This window comes from Cupriavidus respiraculi, assembly GCF_914271545.1.
GTDB lineage: Bacteria > Pseudomonadota > Gammaproteobacteria > Burkholderiales > Burkholderiaceae > Cupriavidus > Cupriavidus respiraculi.
On sequence record NZ_CAJZAH010000003.1, the window covers coordinates 243911 to 260705 of the forward strand.

The window sequence follows — 16795 nt, forward strand, 5'->3', positions numbered from 1 at the left end:
GCGGTCTACACGCTGTTCCACACTGACTGACTCGAACCACCACCGCGCCCTCGGCGCCGCGGGCCCGCGGCGCGCCTGCCACCCATGAACGCGAATACGCTGACCGACCTTGCCGGCACCAATGCGATGCTCGGCAAAATGCTCAATGACCTGTTGCGCGATGCCGGCGGGCCCGGGTTTATCTGGCAGCTCGTCGTGCTGGCCGGTTGCGTGCTGCTCGCCTGGCCGCTGGCGCGCCATGTCGCCCGGCGTGTCGATGCGCGCTATGCCGGGTCCAGCTTCGCGCTGCGCTTCGCCGCGGCCAGCCTGGAGCGGGCAATGTTTCCGCTGTTCGCCTGGGTGCTCGTATTGATCGCGCGCTTCGGGCTGGCGTCGCTGATGCAGGTCAGCGTGCTGCGGCTGGCCCTGGTGCCCCTGTTTGGCATCACGTCGCTCTACCTGGCGTTCTATGTGCTGCGGCGCGTGCTGTCCGGCAACGGCGGGCTGCAAGGCATGCTGCTACTGGCCGAGAAGGTGCTGACCACCGTGGTGTGGGTGGGCATGCTGCTGTACGTGCTGGGCGTGTTGTCGGATGTGGTGCTGTGGCTGCAGTCGGTGCGCTTCGCCGTCGGTGCCAAGCAGAGCATCAGCGTCGCCAGCCTGCTGATGGCCGGTGTGTGGATTCTCGTCACGGTGCTGGTCGCGCTGTGGTTCGGCTCCTGGCTGGAGGAGCGGCTGATGCGCTCGGACGGCATCGACGCCAATGTGAAGGTGGTGCTCACGCGCATCTCCAAGGCCCTGTTGCTGCTGGTGTCGCTGCTGCTGAGCCTGTCGCTGGTGGGCATCGACCTCACCGTGCTGTCGGTGTTCGGCGGCGCCCTGGGCGTAGGGCTGGGGCTGGGCCTGCAGAAGATTGCCAGCAACTACATTTCCGGATTCATCATCCTGCTGGACCGCTCGGTGAAGCTGGGCGACCAGATCACCGTGGACAAGTACACCGGCATCGTTTCCCAGATCCGTACCCGCTATACCGTGGTGCGCAACGGGGATGGCGAGACGCTGGTGCCCAATGAGCAACTGGTGGCCCAGGCGGTGCAGAACCACTCGTTCGGCCAGACCAAAGTCAGGGTCGCGACGCGTGTGCAGGCCGACTACGATGCGGACCCCGAAACCGTACTGGCCGTGCTGGTCGAGGCGGTGCGGGGCATCCCCCGGCTCGTCGCGGAGCCGGCCCCCGCGGCATTCCTGGTGCAGTTCGGCGACAACGGCATCGAATACGAAGTGGCCGGCTTTATCGCCGATCCGCAGAACGGCAAGCTAGGCGTGCAGTCCGACATGAATCGTGCGGTCTGGCTGGCGTTCCGCTCGCGCGGGATCTCCATTCCGTATCCGCAGCGCGAACTGCGGGTGATCCAGGGTGACTCGCCAGTTACCGGTCCGGAACGCGACGCGCGCGAACGTATCGCCGTGGCCGGTTGATCACATCGGGAAAATATCGTCTCCCTTTGCTACCACGCAAGGAACGATATACCTTGACCTCCATCAAACTCGGGGAAAAAGCGGATGCCGGTATTTGCACGATCCGGTAGAATCGCCAGTTGTCGCGGAGTTTCACGGCATCCCGCATGTCCTCAGACACCCCACACAACAGCCGCCAGATTGCAGCGGCTCGTGCCTCGCGCGGCGCACGGCAACCTGCCTGCGCCGGCGCCATAAGACGCAATCAATAGATTCGCAGTCTTTTTTCTGCCCCTTATCCTTGCAGGCATGCCGTTTGCGTATGTCTTCAGGCACATAGTTTCATCCACGGAGAACGGATTGTTCGACACATTGCTTGACTGGGCCGCCAACGGCCTCGCCAATTGGTCATGGTGGGAAATCGTGATCTACACCCTGGTGATGACGCACGTCACCATCCTGGGCGTCACGATCTATCTGCACCGCTGCATGGCGCACCGATCGCTGGACCTGCACCCGATCGCCGCGCATTTCTTCCGGTTCTGGCTCTGGCTGACCACCGGCATGGTGACCCGCGAATGGACTGCCATCCATCGCAAGCACCACGCCAAATGCGAGACGGAGGAAGATCCCCACAGCCCGCAGACGCGCGGCATCCGCAAGGTGTTGCTCGAAGGCGCCGAGCTGTATCGCGCCGAAGCCAAGAACAAGGAAACCATCGCCAAGTTCAGCCACGGCACGCCCAATGACTGGATCGAGCGCAACCTGTATTCGCGCTTTACCTGGCAGGGCGTCGGCCTGATGCTGATCATCGACCTGGCCCTGTTCGGCGTGATCGGCCTGACGGTGTGGGCCATCCAGATGCTGTGGATTCCGATTCACGCCGCCGGCGTGATCAATGGCCTGGGCCACTGGTGGGGCTATCGCAATTACGATTGCGAGGACGCGTCCACCAACGTGTCGCCGTGGGGCATCATCATCGGCGGCGAAGAACTGCACAACAATCACCACACCTACCCGACGTCGGCGAAGTTCTCGATCAAGTGGTACGAGTTCGATATCGCCTGGGGCTATATCCGCGCGATGCAGGCCGTCGGCCTGGCCAAGGTGAAGAAGACGCCGCCGAAAGCGCGTCTGGTGGATGCCCGCCCGGTCGACCACAACACCCTCGAGGCAATCATCGCCAATCGCTACGACGTGATGGCCCGCTATGCCAAGGCGGTCAAGAGCGCCTACAAGCAGGAACTGGAGAAGCTGAAGGAAGCCCGCGTGGCCGAGTACACCAGCCTGAAGCCGGCCCGCAAGTGGTTCCATCGCGAGGAAACCAAGCTGGCCGAGCCGCAGCGCGCCCAGTTGGCGACCATCGTGCAGCACAGCACGGCGCTGCACACCTTCGTGGAAATGCGCCGGGAACTGGCCGCCATCTGGGGCCGCTCGAACCTGACCCGCGAACAGTTGCTGCAGCAATTGCAGGCCTGGTGCCATCGCGCCGAGGCCAGCGGCATCCAGGCTCTTCAGGACTTTTCGCTGCGCCTGCGCCGCTACGCCTGATAGAATTTGCCCGCGCCCGAGAAGCCCCGCCCCAGGCGGGGCTTTTCTTTTCGCTACACTCACTCCCCCTACTTCAGTACCGGTTGCCGCGCCATCGGCGCCTTGCACGGGCGGCAAAGAGGAGTTCCGGAAGAATGACCCCGCAAACCATCAAGTCCGTCGAGTTCGAAAAGCCCGGCGCCCTGAATGACGCCGCCGGCGGCAGTTGTGTCGCCCATGCGTGGGCCAAGGTGCCGCCAACGCTGACCCAGCCCGAGCGCGAGGCGCTGAAGAGCCGCATCAAGGCGCTGCTCAAGGCGCGCAATGCGGTGCTGGTGGCGCACTACTATGTCGACTCCGACTTGCAGGATCTGGCCGAGGAAACGGGCGGCTGCGTGTCAGACTCGCTCGAGATGGCGCGCTTCGGGCGGGATCATGCGGCCCAGACGCTGGTCGTGGCCGGCGTTCGCTTCATGGGCGAGACCGCCAAGATCCTGAGCCCGGAAAAGACCATCCTGATGCCGGACCTGGACGCGACCTGCTCGCTGGATCTCGGTTGTCCCGCGGATGAATTCACCGCGTTCTGCGACGCGCATCCGGACCGCACCGTCGTGGTCTACGCCAATACCAGCGCCGCGGTGAAGGCACGGGCGGACTGGATGGTCACCTCCAGCATCGGCCTGAAGATCGTCGAGCATCTGCACGCGCGCGGCGAGAAGATTCTGTGGGCGCCCGACAAGCATCTGGGCGGCTACATCCAGCAGCAGACCGGCGCCGACATGCTGTTGTGGCAGGGATCGTGCCTCGTGCACGACGAGTTCAAGGGGATCGAGCTGGACCTGCTGCGCCGGGAGTTTCCTCAGGCCAAGATTCTGGTCCATCCGGAGTCGCCGGCCAACGTCGTCGCGCAGGCCGATGTCGTGGGCTCGACCTCGCAACTGATCGCCGCGGCGCGGGACCTCGATGCCCGGGAGTTCATCGTCGCGACCGACAACGGTATCCTGCACAAGATGAAGATGGCCGCACCCGGCAAGCGCTTCATCGAGGCGCCGACCGCCGGCAACAGCGCCACGTGCAAGAGCTGCGCGCATTGCCCGTGGATGGCGATGAACGCGCTGAGCAATCTGGCCGAGGTGCTGGAGACCGGCCGCAACGAAATCCACGTCGATCCGGACATCGGGCGCCGCGCCCATACCTGCATCGACCGCATGCTCAGCTTCGCCGCGCAGCAGCAGGCCAACGTGCGGCCCGCCGCCGACCTCGCGCAGGCGCACGCCTTGTTTCAGGGAGTCGGACCGGCATGAAGACCAACCCAACTTTCGACAGCTATGGCCCGGCCCTGGTGGCGGCGGTGCGCGAGAACGTGCGCGCGGCCATTGCGGAGGACCTTGGCAGCGGCGATCTGACGGGCCTGCTGGTCCCCGAGGACAAGCCGGCGCAGGCGCGCGTGATCGTGCGCGACGAGGCGGTGCTGTGCGGCCAGCCGTGGTTCGACGCCTGCATGCACGCCGTCGATCCGCGCCTGCAGGTGCGCTGGCACCAGCAGGAGGGGGCCAGCATGGAAGCCAATTCGCTGGTCTGCGAAATCTCCGGCCCCGCGCGCTCGCTGCTGACCGCGGAGCGCCCCTCGCTGAATTTCCTGCAGTTGCTCTCGGGCGTGGCTACCGCGACGCGGCACTACGCCGACCTGATCGCCGACACGCGCGCGCGCGTGCTCGATACCCGCAAGACGCTGCCGGGTTTGCGGCTGGCGCAGAAGTATGCGGTCAAGATGGGCGGCGGAGAGAATCAGCGGCTTGCGCTGTATGACGGGATCTTGATCAAGGAGAACCATATCGCGGCGGCCGGTGGTATCACCGCCGCGCTGAAGGCGGCCTTCGCGGTGGCAGCGGGCGCCACGGTGCAGATCGAGGTGGAGTCGCTCGAAGAACTGGAGGAGGCGCTGGCGGCTGGCGCCAAGTCGGTGCTGATCGACAACTTCACCGTGGAGATGATGCGCGAGGCGGTGCGAATCAACGCAGACCGCGCGCTGCTCGAGGTATCGGGCGGGGTCAACGCGGAGACGATCCGCGGCTACGCGGAGACCGGGGTGGACCGCATCTCGGTCGGCGCGCTGACCAAGGACGTGCGGGCGACCGACTATTCGCTGCGCATCGTCGGCTGAGCCTTCCATATCCTCCGCCCGCGAAGGGCCCGCGTTCCAAAAGGGAGCGCGGGCCCTTCTTCTTGGTACGGTGCGCGGGCTTACTTCGTCTGCTTGCGCGGCGCCCGGGGCTGCAAGACCGTGGGCAGCGCCTTGGGCAACGTCTCCGGATAGTCCCGGCTGAAATGCAGGCCGCGGCTTTCGTGGCGGGTATAGGCGCTGTCCACGATCAACGCGGCGACCTCCACCAGATTGCGCAACTCGAGCAGATCGCGGGAGACCCGGAAGTTGGCGTAGTACTCGCTGATTTCCTCCCGCAGCAGTCCGATGCGGTGTTGCGCCCGCTCCAGCCGCTTGCTGGTGCGCACGATGCCGACGTAGTTCCACATCATCCGGCGCAGTTCGTCCCAGTTGTGCGAGACCACGACTTCCTCATCCGCGTCGGACACCCGGCTTTCGTCCCAGCCCGGCAACGCAAAGTCGGGCCGGCCCGCCTTCTCCTGGGCCGCGATGTCGGCGGCGGCGGCGCGTCCGACCACCATGCATTCCAGCAGCGAGTTCGAGGCGAGGCGATTGGCGCCGTGCAGGCCGGTGCAGGCGGTCTCTCCAACTGCATAGAGATTGGCCACATCGGTACGGCCCGAGGTATCCGTCACCACGCCGCCGCAAGTGTAGTGCGCGGCGGGAACGACCGGGATCGGCTCCCGCGTGATGTCGATGCCCAGTTCGAGGCAGCGTGCGCGGATGGTCGGAAAGTGTTCCTCGAGGAAGGCCGCGGGCTGATGCGTGATATCGAGATACACGCAATCGAGACCGCGCTTCTTCATCTCGAAGTCGATGGCCCGGGCTACCACGTCCCGAGGCGCGAGCTCCGCGCGGGCGTCGTGCTCGGGCATGAAGCGCGTGCCGTCGGGCAGCACCAGCAAGCCTCCCTCGCCGCGCACCGCCTCGGAGATCAGGAAGGACTTCGCGTACGGGTGATAGAGGCAGGTCGGATGGAACTGGATGAATTCCATATTGCCGACGCGGCAGCCGGCCCGCCAGGCCATCGCGATGCCGTCGCCGGTGGCGGTGTCGGGATTGGTCGTATAGAGATAGACCTTGCCGGCGCCGCCGGTGGCCAGCACCGTATGGGTTGCGGTGATCGTGCGGACTTCGCCGGAGATGTCGTCCAGCACGTACAGCCCGTAGCAACGATTGCCGGGCAGGCCCATCTTGGCCGACGTGATCAGGTCGATCGCGCAATGGTCTTCGAGGACGGTGATGTTCGGATGGCGCGCGGCACGCTCGCTGAGCGTGCTAACCACCGCGTGGCCGGTCGCGTCGGCGGCGTGGATGATGCGGCGGCGGCTGTGGCCGCCCTCGCGCGTCAGGTGGTAGCCGAGTTCGGCCTGCTCGTCCCGGGTGAAGGGCACGCCCTGGTCGATCAGCCATTGGATCGCTTCGCGTCCGTGCTCGACGATATAGCGCGTCGCTCCTTCGTCGCAGAGTCCCGCGCCCGCGACCAGCGTGTCATCGATATGCTCGTCGTGGCTGTCGCCGGAATCGAGCACGGCGGCAATGCCGCCCTGGGCCCAATCGCTGGCGCCCTGAGTCATGTCGCGCTTGCTGATCAGGACAACCTTGTGGCTGTGGGCCAGTTGCAGCGCGACCGTAAGGCCTGCCAGTCCGCTGCCGACGATGGCGACGTCGAAATTCATGGGGCGGGAGGGCGCGGGGCGCCGGGCTGAGCGGTGAAGCCGGAAAGTGTACACCGCATGACAACGCGCGTGACGGCCGCCCAGAAAGCAAAAACCCCGCATGAGCGGGGTTTTGCGAGGCCGCCGTGGTCGGCGGCAGGAGCCGGGATCAATTACTTGATCTTCGTTTCCTTGTACTCCACATGCTTGCGGACGACGGGATCGAACTTCATGATCGCCATCTTTTCCGGCATGGTGCGCTTGTTCTTGGTGGTCGTGTAGAAATGACCCGTACCTGCGGTCGATTCCAGCTTGATTTTGTCGCGTCCGCCTTTGCTGGCCATGATGTACTCCTAAATCAGACTTCGCCGCGTGCGCGCAGGTCTGCGAGCACGGAGTCGATGCCTTTCTTGTCGATCAGGCGCAGACCGGCGTTCGAGACGCGCAGGCTCACCCAGCGGTTTTCAGATTCAACGAAGAAACGACGATTCTGCAGGTTGGGCAGAAAACGGCGCTTGGTCTTGTTGTTCGCGTGGGAAACGTTGTTGCCGACCATCGGCGCTTTCCCGGTCACTTGACAGACGCGTGCCATGAAGCACTCCTAACTCTTCTATTCGTGGACAATGTTCGCCAACAGATCAACAAAAGGCGCGCGGCCCGGACTGCAGCGGTTAAGACTTCAGCAAAACGGGCATTATAGACCGGAAAGTCCTGGGCGATCAATGCCTTCAGTGATTTCCTGGCGACAGGTGTGCAACCGTGACGCCGGCGTCACAGGAGCCCGTGCTGGGCTAGCGAAAACGTGGTGTTGCCCGCTACGACGATGTGGTCCAGGACGCTGACATCGATCAGTCCCAGCGCGCCGACCAGCACACGCGTGATCTCGATGTCCGCGGTACTCGGCTCCACGTGCCCCGAGGGGTGGTTGTGGGCGACGATCACCGCGGCCGCATTATGCATCAACGCTTGGCGTGCGACTTCGCGCGGATGCACGCTGGTCTGGCTGATGCTGCCGCGGAACAGCTCCTCGGCGGCCAGCAGCCGGTTGCGCGCATCCAGAAACAGGCAGAAGAACACTTCGTAGGGCCGGTGCGACAGCGTCAGGCGCAGGTAGTCGCGCACAGTGTCGATCGAGGTCAGGGACGGCCGCAGCTTCAGTTCCTCAGCCAACGCCCGGCGGGTCAGTTCCTGCGCCGCCTGCAACTGCGCGAACTTCGCGCTTCCCATGCCCTTGAAGCGGTTGAACTGGTCCGCCGTCGCCCCAAGCAGGCGGGTCAGCGAACCGAAATCCCCGATCATGTCCCGGGCCAGGTCCAGCGCGCTCTTGCCGGGCACGCCCGCGCGCAGGAACACCGCCAGCAGTTCCGCATCGGACAGGGCGGCCGGGCCGCCCAGCAACAGCTTTTCACGCGGACGCTCGTTGACGGGCCAGTCTGCAATGGACATGCGGGTCTCCGGGGGATGGAATCGGGGCAGGGCGGCGGGCGGCCCAGTCGCATACAATACGGGCTGTCGACAGGTTGAGCACCCATGAATTTGCAAACTCTTGCGTCGGAAGGATCCGACGGCGGTGAGGCCGCTACGCCTCGCAAGACCGTTCAGGCCGATTCGTTCCTGACCCTCCACTACAGCATCGCCCTGGAAAACGGCACGGAAATCGTCAGCACATTCGAAGACAAGCCCGCCACGCTGCTGCTTGGCCAGGGCCAGTTCGCGCCCACGCTGGAGCAGGCGCTCTTCGGCATGGCCGAGGGCGAGCGCACGACGTACCGGCTGGCGCCCGAGCATGCCTTCGGCCCGCGCAATCCGGAGCTGTTGCAGCGCGTCTCGCTGGCCACGCTGCGCGAGAACAGTTCGTTCGAGGAGGACTATGCGCCCGGCGACCTGGTCGAGTTCAACGCCCCTGGCGGCGGCAAGTACGCTGGCGTGCTGAAGGAAGTCGGCGAGACCTCGGCCCTGTTCGACTTCAACCACCCGCTGGCGGGCCAGACCATCCTGTTCGATGTCCAGCTGATCGGCATCCTGTAGCCCCCGTAGCCAATACGCGCGCCGATGGCGCGCCGTTTTTCCGAACCCTTGCATGTCTGAACCGATCACCGCCGCCGACGCGGAAATCCTGCTGGCCCAGCCACGAGGCTTCTGCGCCGGGGTGGACCGCGCCATCGAGATCGTCGAGCGGGCGCTCCAGCGCTTTGGCGCGCCTATATATGTGCGCCACGAAATCGTGCACAACGCCTATGTCGTCGCGGACCTGCGCCGCAAGGGCGCGGTGTTCGTGCGCGAGCTCGACGAGGTGCCGGCCGGCGCCACCGTCATCTTCAGCGCCCACGGCGTATCGAAGGAAGTCCGCAACGAGGCCCAGGCACGCGGCCTGAACGTGTTCGATGCCACCTGCCCGCTGGTGACCAAGGTCCACGTCGAGGTGGGGAAGATGCGGGCCGAGGGTTGCGAGATCGTGATGATCGGTCACAAGGGACATCCGGAGGTCGAGGGCACCATGGGGCAGGCCGAGGGCGGCATGCTGCTGGTCGAATCGGTGGCCGACGTGCAGACGCTGCAGGTCGCCGATCCCGCGCGCCTCGCCTATGTCACGCAGACCACGCTGTCGGTCGATGAGACGCTGGAGATCGTCGCGGCTCTCAAGGCACGCTTCCCGCTGATCGCGGAGCCGAAGAAGCAGGACATCTGCTACGCGACCCAGAACCGCCAGGACGCCGTCAAGTTCATGGCGCCCCAGGTGGACGTGGTGATCGTGGTGGGCAGCCCCAACAGCTCCAACTCGAATCGCCTGCGCGAGCTGGCCGAGCGGCTGGGCGTACCCGCCTATATGGTGGATGCGCCCGAGCAGCTGCGCGCGGAATGGATCGCCGGCAAGCGCCGCATCGGCCTGACGGCGGGCGCCTCGGCGCCGGAGGCGCTGGCGCAGTCCATCGTCGACCGGCTGCGGGAACTCGGCGCGCGCAACGTGCGCTCGCTCGGCGGCATCGAGGAAACCATGTCGTTCCCGTTGCCCAAGGGGCTGCAGCCGGTCGCCGGCTGATCTCCTTCTACCCCGGATCGCGGCCGCGATCCGGCACACCCCCTCAAATAGACACTCTCCAGTGGAGACCGCGCGGTCCCATGGTGGTTGCCCCCTTCGCGTCCCTTGCTGTCGAGCATTACCGATGGGCCGATTCGAAACCGAATTGGGTAATGTCACTTAGACTTCACAATTACCTTCCCGATCTTTGTATTCTTTGTCTTTTGTTTCAGACAAATCAGGGTAATCCCGATAATGGGGTTTTCCCTGTGATGGTGCATGCGGAATTCCTGTTCTATCCCGCTTTGGTGCGTCCGTATAAATGAAATGCCTATTTAATAAAGGCAGGCGGCGGCGCCGCCGCGCGCACTAAATGGCGGGCCATGTGAAGCCCCGGCATGGTTCTTGTTAGATGTGGCCCCAGCCCTGCCAGATAGACGGGAATTGCCCCAATCCCGGCATTGGGGAAATTCCCTAGCTCATTTGGTAGGTAAACGGTTCAGGTTGTTGCGTCGCATATTGCATCCGCAAAAAAAGGGGATACAATTCGCGCGTTTCAAATTGAAACTAACTAAAGGCGGTACAGGGAAACGAACGGGAGGCGTTGCGGGACCCTGTTCTTGTGAATCCTAGGAGATCACTCATGCAAATCACGTTTGCCAAGATTCTGCCGATCGCTGCGGCAGTGGCACTGGTTACTGCTTGCGGCAAGAAGGACGAGGCGCCGGCCGATTCGGCTGCGTCGGCCCCCGCCGCAGCCGCACCCGCACCCGCCGCCGCTGGCGACGTCGTGGTCAAGATCGGCCACGCGGCTCCGCTGACTGGCGGCATCGCCCACCTTGGCAAGGACAACGAAAACGGCGCCCGCCTGGCCGTCGAGGAAGTCAACAAGGCCGGCCTGGAAGTTGGCGGCAAGAAGGTCAAGCTGGAACTGGTCGGCGAAGACGACGCGGCCGACCCGAAGACCGGTACCTCGGTTGCCCAGAAGCTGGTCGATGCCAAGGTCGTGGCCGTCGTCGGCCACCTGAACTCGGGCGTGTCGATCCCCGCCTCCAAGATCTACAGCGATGCCGGCATCGTTCAGATCTCGCCGTCGTCGACCAACCCCGACTACACCAAGCAGGGCTTCAAGACCACCTACCGCGTGGTCGCGACCGACGCCCAGCAAGGTCCGGCGCTGGCCAACTACGCCGCCAAGAGCCTGAATGCCAAGAGCGTGGCCATCGTCGACGATGCCACCGCCTACGGCAAGGGCCTGGCCGACGAGTTCGAGAAGACCGCCAAGGCGGCCGGCGTGAACGTGGTGGCGCGTGAAGCCACCAACGACAAGGCCACCGACTTCAAGGCGATTCTGACGAAGATCAAGGGCAGGAAGCCGGACGTGATCATGTACGGCGGCATGGACGCCACCGGCGGTCCGTTCGCCAAGCAGGCCAAGGAACTGGGCATCGCCGCCAAGATCGTCGGCGGCGATGGCGTCTGTACCGACAAGGTGGCCGAGCTGGCCGGCGACGCGGTGCAGAACATCATCTGCTCGGAAGCAGGCCTGGCCCTGTCGAAGATGGAGAAGGGCGCCGACTTCCAGAAGCGCTATCAGGACCGCTTCAACGCGCCGGTGCAGATCTATGCGCCGTTCACCTACGACGCCGTGATGGTCGTGGTCGACGCCATCAAGCGCGCCGGTGCCACCGACGCGGCCGCCATCCTGGCCGAAATGCCCAAGACTAACTATCAGGGCGTGATCGGCAACATCGCCTTCGACGAGAAGGGCGACATGAAGGAAGGCACCATCACGCTGTACGACTACAAGGACAAGAAGAAGTCCGTGCTTGACGTCGTGAAGATGTAATACGGACCTACCGGTCCCTCCGAACGGCACCGTGAGTACTTTGCGGTGCCGTTCTTTTTAGCCTCGCCTTAAGTATTAGCGCCCTTACCGTGGGTGGACTCGGCAGGCCGCTTACCGGCATCTCACCCTACCAAACCACCCAACTACCAGCGTCCGGTCGGCATGCACACCATGCCGTAGGTTCGGACGGAAGTCAGGAGTATTCATGGATATCTTTATCCAGCAGATCGTGAACGGTCTGGTGCTCGGCAGCATCTATGCGCTGATCGCACTGGGCTACACCATGGTCTACGGCATTCTCGGCATCATCAATTTCGCCCACGGCGATGTGCTGATGATCGGCGCGCTGACCGCTCTGTCAGCCATTCTCGGTCTCCAGAAATTTGCCCCGGGCCTGCCCGAGTGGCTCACGCTTGTCATTGCCACGCTGATCGCCATGCCGGTCTGCGCGGTACTGTCGTTCTCGATCGAGCGGATCGCCTACAGGCCGCTGCGCAATGCGCCCCGGCTCGCGCCGCTGATCACCGCGATCGGCGTCTCCATCATCCTGCAAACCGTGGGCATGCTGATCTGGTCGCGCAACCCGCTGACGTTCCCGCAGCTGCTGCCTTCCGAGCCGATCGATATCGGCGCCACGGGCGCCACGATCACCGGCAAGGAGATGGTCATCATCGGCATGGCCGTGATGGTCATGTCGGGTCTGCTGGCCCTGGTCAACCGCACCAAGCTCGGCCGCGCGATGCGGGCGACCGCGGAGAACCAGAAGGTCGCGGGTCTGATGGGCGTGAACCCCAATTTCGTGATCTCGGCCACCTTCATGATCGGCGCGGCGCTCGCGGCGCTGGCCGGCGTGATGATGGCCACCAACTACGGCAACGCCCACTTCTACATGGGCTTCATTCCGGGCCTGAAGGCGTTCACCGCGGCAGTGCTCGGTGGCATCGGCAACCTGGCCGGCGCGATGGTCGGCGGCATGCTGCTGGGCCTGATCGAGGCGCTCGGCGCCGGCTACATCGGCGACCTGACCAACGGCGTGTTCGGCTCCAACTACCAAGACGTCTTCGCCTTTATCGTGCTGATCACCGTACTCGTATTCCGTCCGTCCGGCATCATGGGCGAACGTGTTTCCGACCGGGCTTGAGGAGAGAGAAACCATGACCGCTCCGATCCCAACTTCCGTCCAGGCGCCGCCGCTCACGCGCACGCCTGCCAAGACCATGGCCGCGCTGGTGGCGTTCCTCGCCATCGCGCTTTGCGCCCCGTTCCTCGTCCAGACGCTGGGCGGCAACTACTGGGTGCGCGTGCTGGACTTCGCGCTGCTGTACATCATGCTGGCGCTGGGTCTGAACATCGTCGTCGGCTTCGCCGGCCTGCTCGATCTGGGCTATATCGCGTTCTACGCGGTGGGCGCCTATCTGATGGCGCTGCTCGGCTCGCCGCACCTGGCCAATCAGTTCGAGGCCATCCAGCAACTGTTCCCCAACGGCTTCCATGTCAGCGTCTGGTGGGTCCTGCCGCTGGCGGCGCTGGTGGCCGGCATCTTCGGCATGCTGCTGGGCGCGCCCACGCTGAAGCTGCGCGGGGACTACCTGGCCATCGTGACGCTCGGCTTCGGCGAGATCATCCGCATCTTCATGAACAACCTGGACCGCCCGGTGAACATCACCAACGGGCCGAAGGGCATCACGGCGGTGGACTCGGTGAAGATGTTCGGCTTCGATTTCGCGAAGTCGCACGACATCCTGGGCATCAAGTTCACGCCGGTGTTCCTGTACTACTACCTGCTGATCGCGCTGGTCGTGCTGATCGTATTCGTCAGCCTGCGCCTGCAGAATTCGCGCATCGGCCGCGCCTGGGTCGCGATCCGCGAAGACGAGATCGCCGCCAAGGCGATGGGCATCAATACCCGCAATATCAAGCTGCTGGCCTTCGCCATGGGTGCCTCGTTCGGCGGCGTCTCGGGCGCGGTGTTCGGCGCCTTCCAGGGCTTCGTCTCGCCGGAATCGTTCACGCTGTGGGAATCGATCTACGTGCTGGCGATCGTGGTGCTCGGCGGCATGGGCCATATTCCGGGCGTGATCCTGGGCGGCATCCTGCTGATCGGTTTCCAGGAGCTGCTGCGCGTGGTGGCCGAGCCGGTGCAGCATACGCTGTTCGGCCAGATCATCGTCGACGCGGAAGTGCTGCGGCAATTGCTGTTCGGCCTCGCGCTGGTTGGCGTGATGCTGTACCGCCCGGCGGGCCTGTGGCCGTCGCCGCGCAAGGAAGACCGTCCGGTGGTGCGCCGCGCGGGCAGTCTGAGCCGTCTGTGAACCGGAGGAAACGATGAGCAACGACAACATCCTCCTGTCCGTCAAGGGGGTCAACAAGCGATTCGGCGGCCTGCAGGCGCTGTCCGACGTCGGCCTGGAAATCAAGCAGGGCGAGATCTACGGCCTGATCGGCCCGAACGGCGCCGGCAAGACCACCTTCTTCAATGTGGTCACCGGCCTCTACACGCCGGACTCGGGCGAGTTCGTGCTGGGTGGCGTGCCCTATCAGCCGACCGCGGTGCACGAAGTGGCCAAGGCCGGTATCGCGCGTACCTTCCAGAACATCCGCCTGTTCGGCGAGATGACCGCGCTGGAAAACGTCATGGTGGGCCGTCACGTGCGCACCAAGGCCGGCGTGTTCGGCGCGGTGTTCCGCCCGCCCTCGGTGCGCCGCGAAGAAGACGCGGTGGAGGACATGGCGCACGATCTGCTCGACTACGTGGGCATCGGCAAGTACGCCAACTTCACCGCGCGCAACCTGTCCTACGGTCACCAGCGCCGCCTGGAGATCGCCCGCGCGCTGGCCACCGAGCCGAAGCTGCTCGCGCTGGACGAACCGGCCGCCGGCATGAACGCCACCGAGAAGGTGGAGCTGCGTGGCCTGCTCGACAAGATCCGCAGCGATGGCCGCACCATCCTGCTGATCGAGCACGATGTGAAGCTGGTGATGGGCCTGTGCAACCGCCTGACCGTACTCGACTACGGCAAGGTGATCGCGCAGGGCCTGCCGCATGAAGTCCAGAACAACCCGGCGGTGATCGAGGCCTACCTCGGTACCTCCGCGCACTGACGGGGGAGCAGTCCATGAAAGACACAGTATTGAAGATCTCCGGCCTGAAGGTTGCCTACGGCGGCATCCAGGCGGTCAAGGGCATCGACCTCGAAATCAAGGACGGCGAGCTGGTGACGCTGATCGGCGCCAACGGCGCGGGCAAGACCACCACCATGAAGGCCATCACGGGCCTGCAGGGCTGGGCCGGCGGCGATATCGAGTATCTGGGCCGCTCCATCAAGGGCGTGCCGAGCTATGAGCTACTCAAGCGCGGCCTGGCCATGGTGCCGGAGGGTCGCGGCGTGTTCGCGCGCATGACCATCACCGAGAATCTGCAGATGGGGGCCTACACGCGCAACGACGAGGCCGGCATCAAGGCCGATGTCGATCGCATGTTCGGCATCTTTCCGCGGCTGAAGGAGCGCGCCAACCAGCTCGCCGGCACGATGTCGGGCGGCGAACAGCAGATGCTGGCGATGGCGCGTGCGCTGATGAGCCAGCCCAAGCTGCTGCTGCTGGACGAGCCCTCGATGGGCCTGTCCCCGATCATGGTGGAGAAGATCTTCGAGGTGGTGCGCGATATCTCCGCGCAGGGCGTGACCGTGCTGCTGGTCGAGCAGAACGCGCGTCTCGCCTTGCAGGCGGCTGACCGCGGCTACGTGATGGAGTCGGGCCTCGTTACCATCAACGGCGATGCCAAGCAGATGCTGGACGACCCGAAGGTGCGGGCCGCCTACCTGGGCGAATGACGCCCTTGGATGCGCCCTACCGGCCAAAGAAAGCCCCGCGCAAGCGGGGCTTTTTTTATGCCGTCGGGCGATCGCGCAGGCATGGCCGCCGACACAGATCGGTAACCGATAGAGCGGCCAAGTTTTCGACATCGCATGCGGCTCCCGCGGCCCATCCTTCGTGCTCCGGCCACCGGCTGCTACGAGTCCCTCCTTATGCAAGAGCCATGCGATGCCTCATACAAATTGATGTTTTCGTCGCCAAAGATCGTCCGCGATCTGGTCAGGGGTTTCATCCCGGACGACTTGCTGCATAGCCTCGACTTTGCTTCACTGGAGAAGGTGCCGTGCAGCTACGTGACCGATCACCTGCGCCAGCGCGCTGGCGATGTCGTATGGCGGGTAAAGGTCGACGGGGAGGCGGCCTATCTCTATCTGGTGATCGAGTTCCAGCGCACGGTCGATCCGTTCATGGCGGTCAGGATCCAGACCTACGTCGGACTGCTGTATCAGAATCTCATCCGTGCCGGCCAGGCGTTGCCGGGCCGTCGGCTTCCGCCGGTATTGCCGATCGTGATGTACAACGGCGCCGCGGGATGGACGGCGGCCACCGATATCGCGCATCTGATTCCGGGCATGTCGGCACTCTTGGTGCGTCATCGGCCCGGGCTTGCGTATCTGCTGCTCGATGAGAACCAATACAGCGACGACCAATTGGCACGGATGGACAACCTGGTCGCGTGCATGATCCGTTTCCAGCGTGCACCGTTCGGCGCGGTGCTGTGCGAAGTGGTGGATCGGCTGATCGGGTTGCTGGATGATGACGCCGAGCTGAAGCGCACCTTTGCGCTCTGGTTTAGGGCGGTAGTGTCGGTGCGCAGCGACCATGCCGTGTCGCTGCCAAAAATCGAGGACCTGAAGGAGCTACGAATGGTGATGGGTCAAAGCTTCGAAGAGTGGAAGCAGCAGTGCAGGATGGAAGGTCTCTGGGAAGGCCGGCAGGAAGGCCTCCAAGCGGGGCGCCAGGAAGGGCGACAGGAAGGCCGGCTCGAAGGCGAAGCGATGCTGTTGCAAAGAATGCTGACGCGCCGCTTCGGGGCGCTTCCGCAGCAGCTGGTCTGGAGAATCGAGTCGTCGCCCTTAGAGCAGATCGACGCGTGGGCCGATCGCTTGCTGACCGCAAGCACACTCGAGGAAGTGTTCGAGTCTTGAGCGCAAAGGTCGTGTTGCGGCATCGGACCGTACGGCAAAAGCGGCCGCTTCCAGCGGCCGCTCCGGTGTGAAACGACACAGATGCCCGCCAGTGCCCGGTCGCCCGGCACTGGC

Annotated in this window: 16 protein-coding genes; 12 read left to right on the plus strand and 4 right to left on the minus strand. The window is 64.4% G+C overall.

The window, feature by feature from the left end; genetic code table 11:
• Positions 1 to 84: 84 nt before the first annotated feature.
• From LDO27_RS16210 to nadC, 4 genes are all read left to right on the plus strand, one after another.
• The gene (locus LDO27_RS16210; protein ID WP_224042749.1) at positions 85 to 1458 is read left to right on the plus strand and encodes a mechanosensitive ion channel family protein; all 1374 of its coding nucleotides are present in this window, start codon (positions 85 to 87) and stop codon (positions 1456 to 1458) included.
• 339 nt (positions 1459 to 1797) lie between these two features.
• The gene (locus LDO27_RS16215) at positions 1798 to 2988 is read left to right on the plus strand and encodes a DesA family fatty acid desaturase (protein ID WP_224042750.1); all 1191 of its coding nucleotides are present in this window, start codon (positions 1798 to 1800) and stop codon (positions 2986 to 2988) included.
• A gap of 134 nt (positions 2989 to 3122) precedes the next feature.
• Positions 3123 to 4271 carry a quinolinate synthase NadA gene (gene nadA / locus LDO27_RS16220; RefSeq protein ID WP_224042751.1) on the plus strand — a complete coding sequence of 383 codons (1149 nt, stop codon included), beginning with the start codon at positions 3123 to 3125 and terminating at the stop codon, positions 4269 to 4271.
• Positions 4268 to 5131 (plus strand): carboxylating nicotinate-nucleotide diphosphorylase, encoded by an 864-nt coding sequence (gene nadC / locus LDO27_RS16225; RefSeq protein WP_224042753.1) that lies wholly within the window; start codon positions 4268 to 4270, stop codon positions 5129 to 5131. Before nadA ends, nadC begins: the two co-directional genes overlap by 4 nt.
• An 80-nt stretch (positions 5132 to 5211) precedes the next feature.
• Here the strand turns inward: nadC and nadB are convergent, their stop codons facing one another.
• The 4 genes from nadB to radC form a co-directional block, all read right to left on the minus strand.
• Complete coding sequence (gene nadB, locus LDO27_RS16230) at positions 5212 to 6810, minus strand: L-aspartate oxidase (protein WP_224042755.1); 1599 nt, start codon at positions 6808 to 6810, stop codon at positions 5212 to 5214.
• Between the two features lie 152 nt (positions 6811 to 6962).
• Positions 6963 to 7133 carry a 50S ribosomal protein L33 gene (gene rpmG, locus LDO27_RS16235; protein WP_222208206.1) on the minus strand — a complete coding sequence of 57 codons (171 nt, stop codon included), beginning with the start codon at positions 7131 to 7133 and terminating at the stop codon, positions 6963 to 6965.
• Between the two features lie 14 nt (positions 7134 to 7147).
• Entirely contained in the window at positions 7148 to 7381 is a 234-nt protein-coding gene (rpmB, locus tag LDO27_RS16240; RefSeq protein WP_006575661.1) for a 50S ribosomal protein L28, read from the minus strand.
• Positions 7382 to 7560: 179 nt separating this feature from the next.
• A complete protein-coding gene (gene radC, locus LDO27_RS16245) occupies positions 7561 to 8235 on the minus strand; it encodes a RadC family protein (protein WP_222208204.1) in 675 nt (224 codons plus the stop codon).
• A gap of 84 nt (positions 8236 to 8319) precedes the next feature.
• Between radC and LDO27_RS16250 the strand changes: the two genes are divergently transcribed.
• From LDO27_RS16250 to LDO27_RS16285, 8 genes are all read left to right on the plus strand, one after another.
• Positions 8320 to 8817: an FKBP-type peptidyl-prolyl cis-trans isomerase gene (locus LDO27_RS16250; RefSeq protein WP_222208202.1), complete on the plus strand. Its 498-nt coding sequence runs from the start codon at positions 8320 to 8322 to the stop codon at positions 8815 to 8817.
• A gap of 52 nt (positions 8818 to 8869) precedes the next feature.
• Positions 8870 to 9829 (plus strand): 4-hydroxy-3-methylbut-2-enyl diphosphate reductase, encoded by a 960-nt coding sequence (gene ispH, locus LDO27_RS16255; protein ID WP_222208200.1) that lies wholly within the window; start codon positions 8870 to 8872, stop codon positions 9827 to 9829.
• Between the two features lie 622 nt (positions 9830 to 10451).
• On the plus strand, positions 10452 to 11657 hold the full coding sequence (locus LDO27_RS16260) for a branched-chain amino acid ABC transporter substrate-binding protein (RefSeq protein ID WP_222208198.1): 1206 nt from the start codon (positions 10452 to 10454) through the stop codon (positions 11655 to 11657).
• 205 nt (positions 11658 to 11862) lie between these two features.
• Complete coding sequence (locus LDO27_RS16265) at positions 11863 to 12798, plus strand: branched-chain amino acid ABC transporter permease (protein WP_222208196.1); 936 nt, start codon at positions 11863 to 11865, stop codon at positions 12796 to 12798.
• 13 nt (positions 12799 to 12811) lie between these two features.
• Entirely contained in the window at positions 12812 to 13969 is a 1158-nt protein-coding gene (locus LDO27_RS16270) for an ABC transporter permease subunit (protein ID WP_222208194.1), read from the plus strand.
• A 13-nt stretch (positions 13970 to 13982) separates the two neighbouring features.
• Positions 13983 to 14759, plus strand: a complete 777-nt coding sequence (locus tag LDO27_RS16275; protein WP_222208192.1) for an ABC transporter ATP-binding protein — start codon at positions 13983 to 13985, stop codon at positions 14757 to 14759.
• A 14-nt stretch (positions 14760 to 14773) separates the two neighbouring features.
• Positions 14774 to 15490, plus strand: coding sequence for an ABC transporter ATP-binding protein (locus LDO27_RS16280; RefSeq protein ID WP_222208190.1), 717 nt, complete (start codon positions 14774 to 14776; stop codon positions 15488 to 15490).
• A gap of 195 nt (positions 15491 to 15685) precedes the next feature.
• Positions 15686 to 16681 carry an Rpn family recombination-promoting nuclease/putative transposase gene (locus LDO27_RS16285; protein ID WP_224042756.1) on the plus strand — a complete coding sequence of 332 codons (996 nt, stop codon included), beginning with the start codon at positions 15686 to 15688 and terminating at the stop codon, positions 16679 to 16681.
• Positions 16682 to 16795 lie beyond the last annotated feature (114 nt).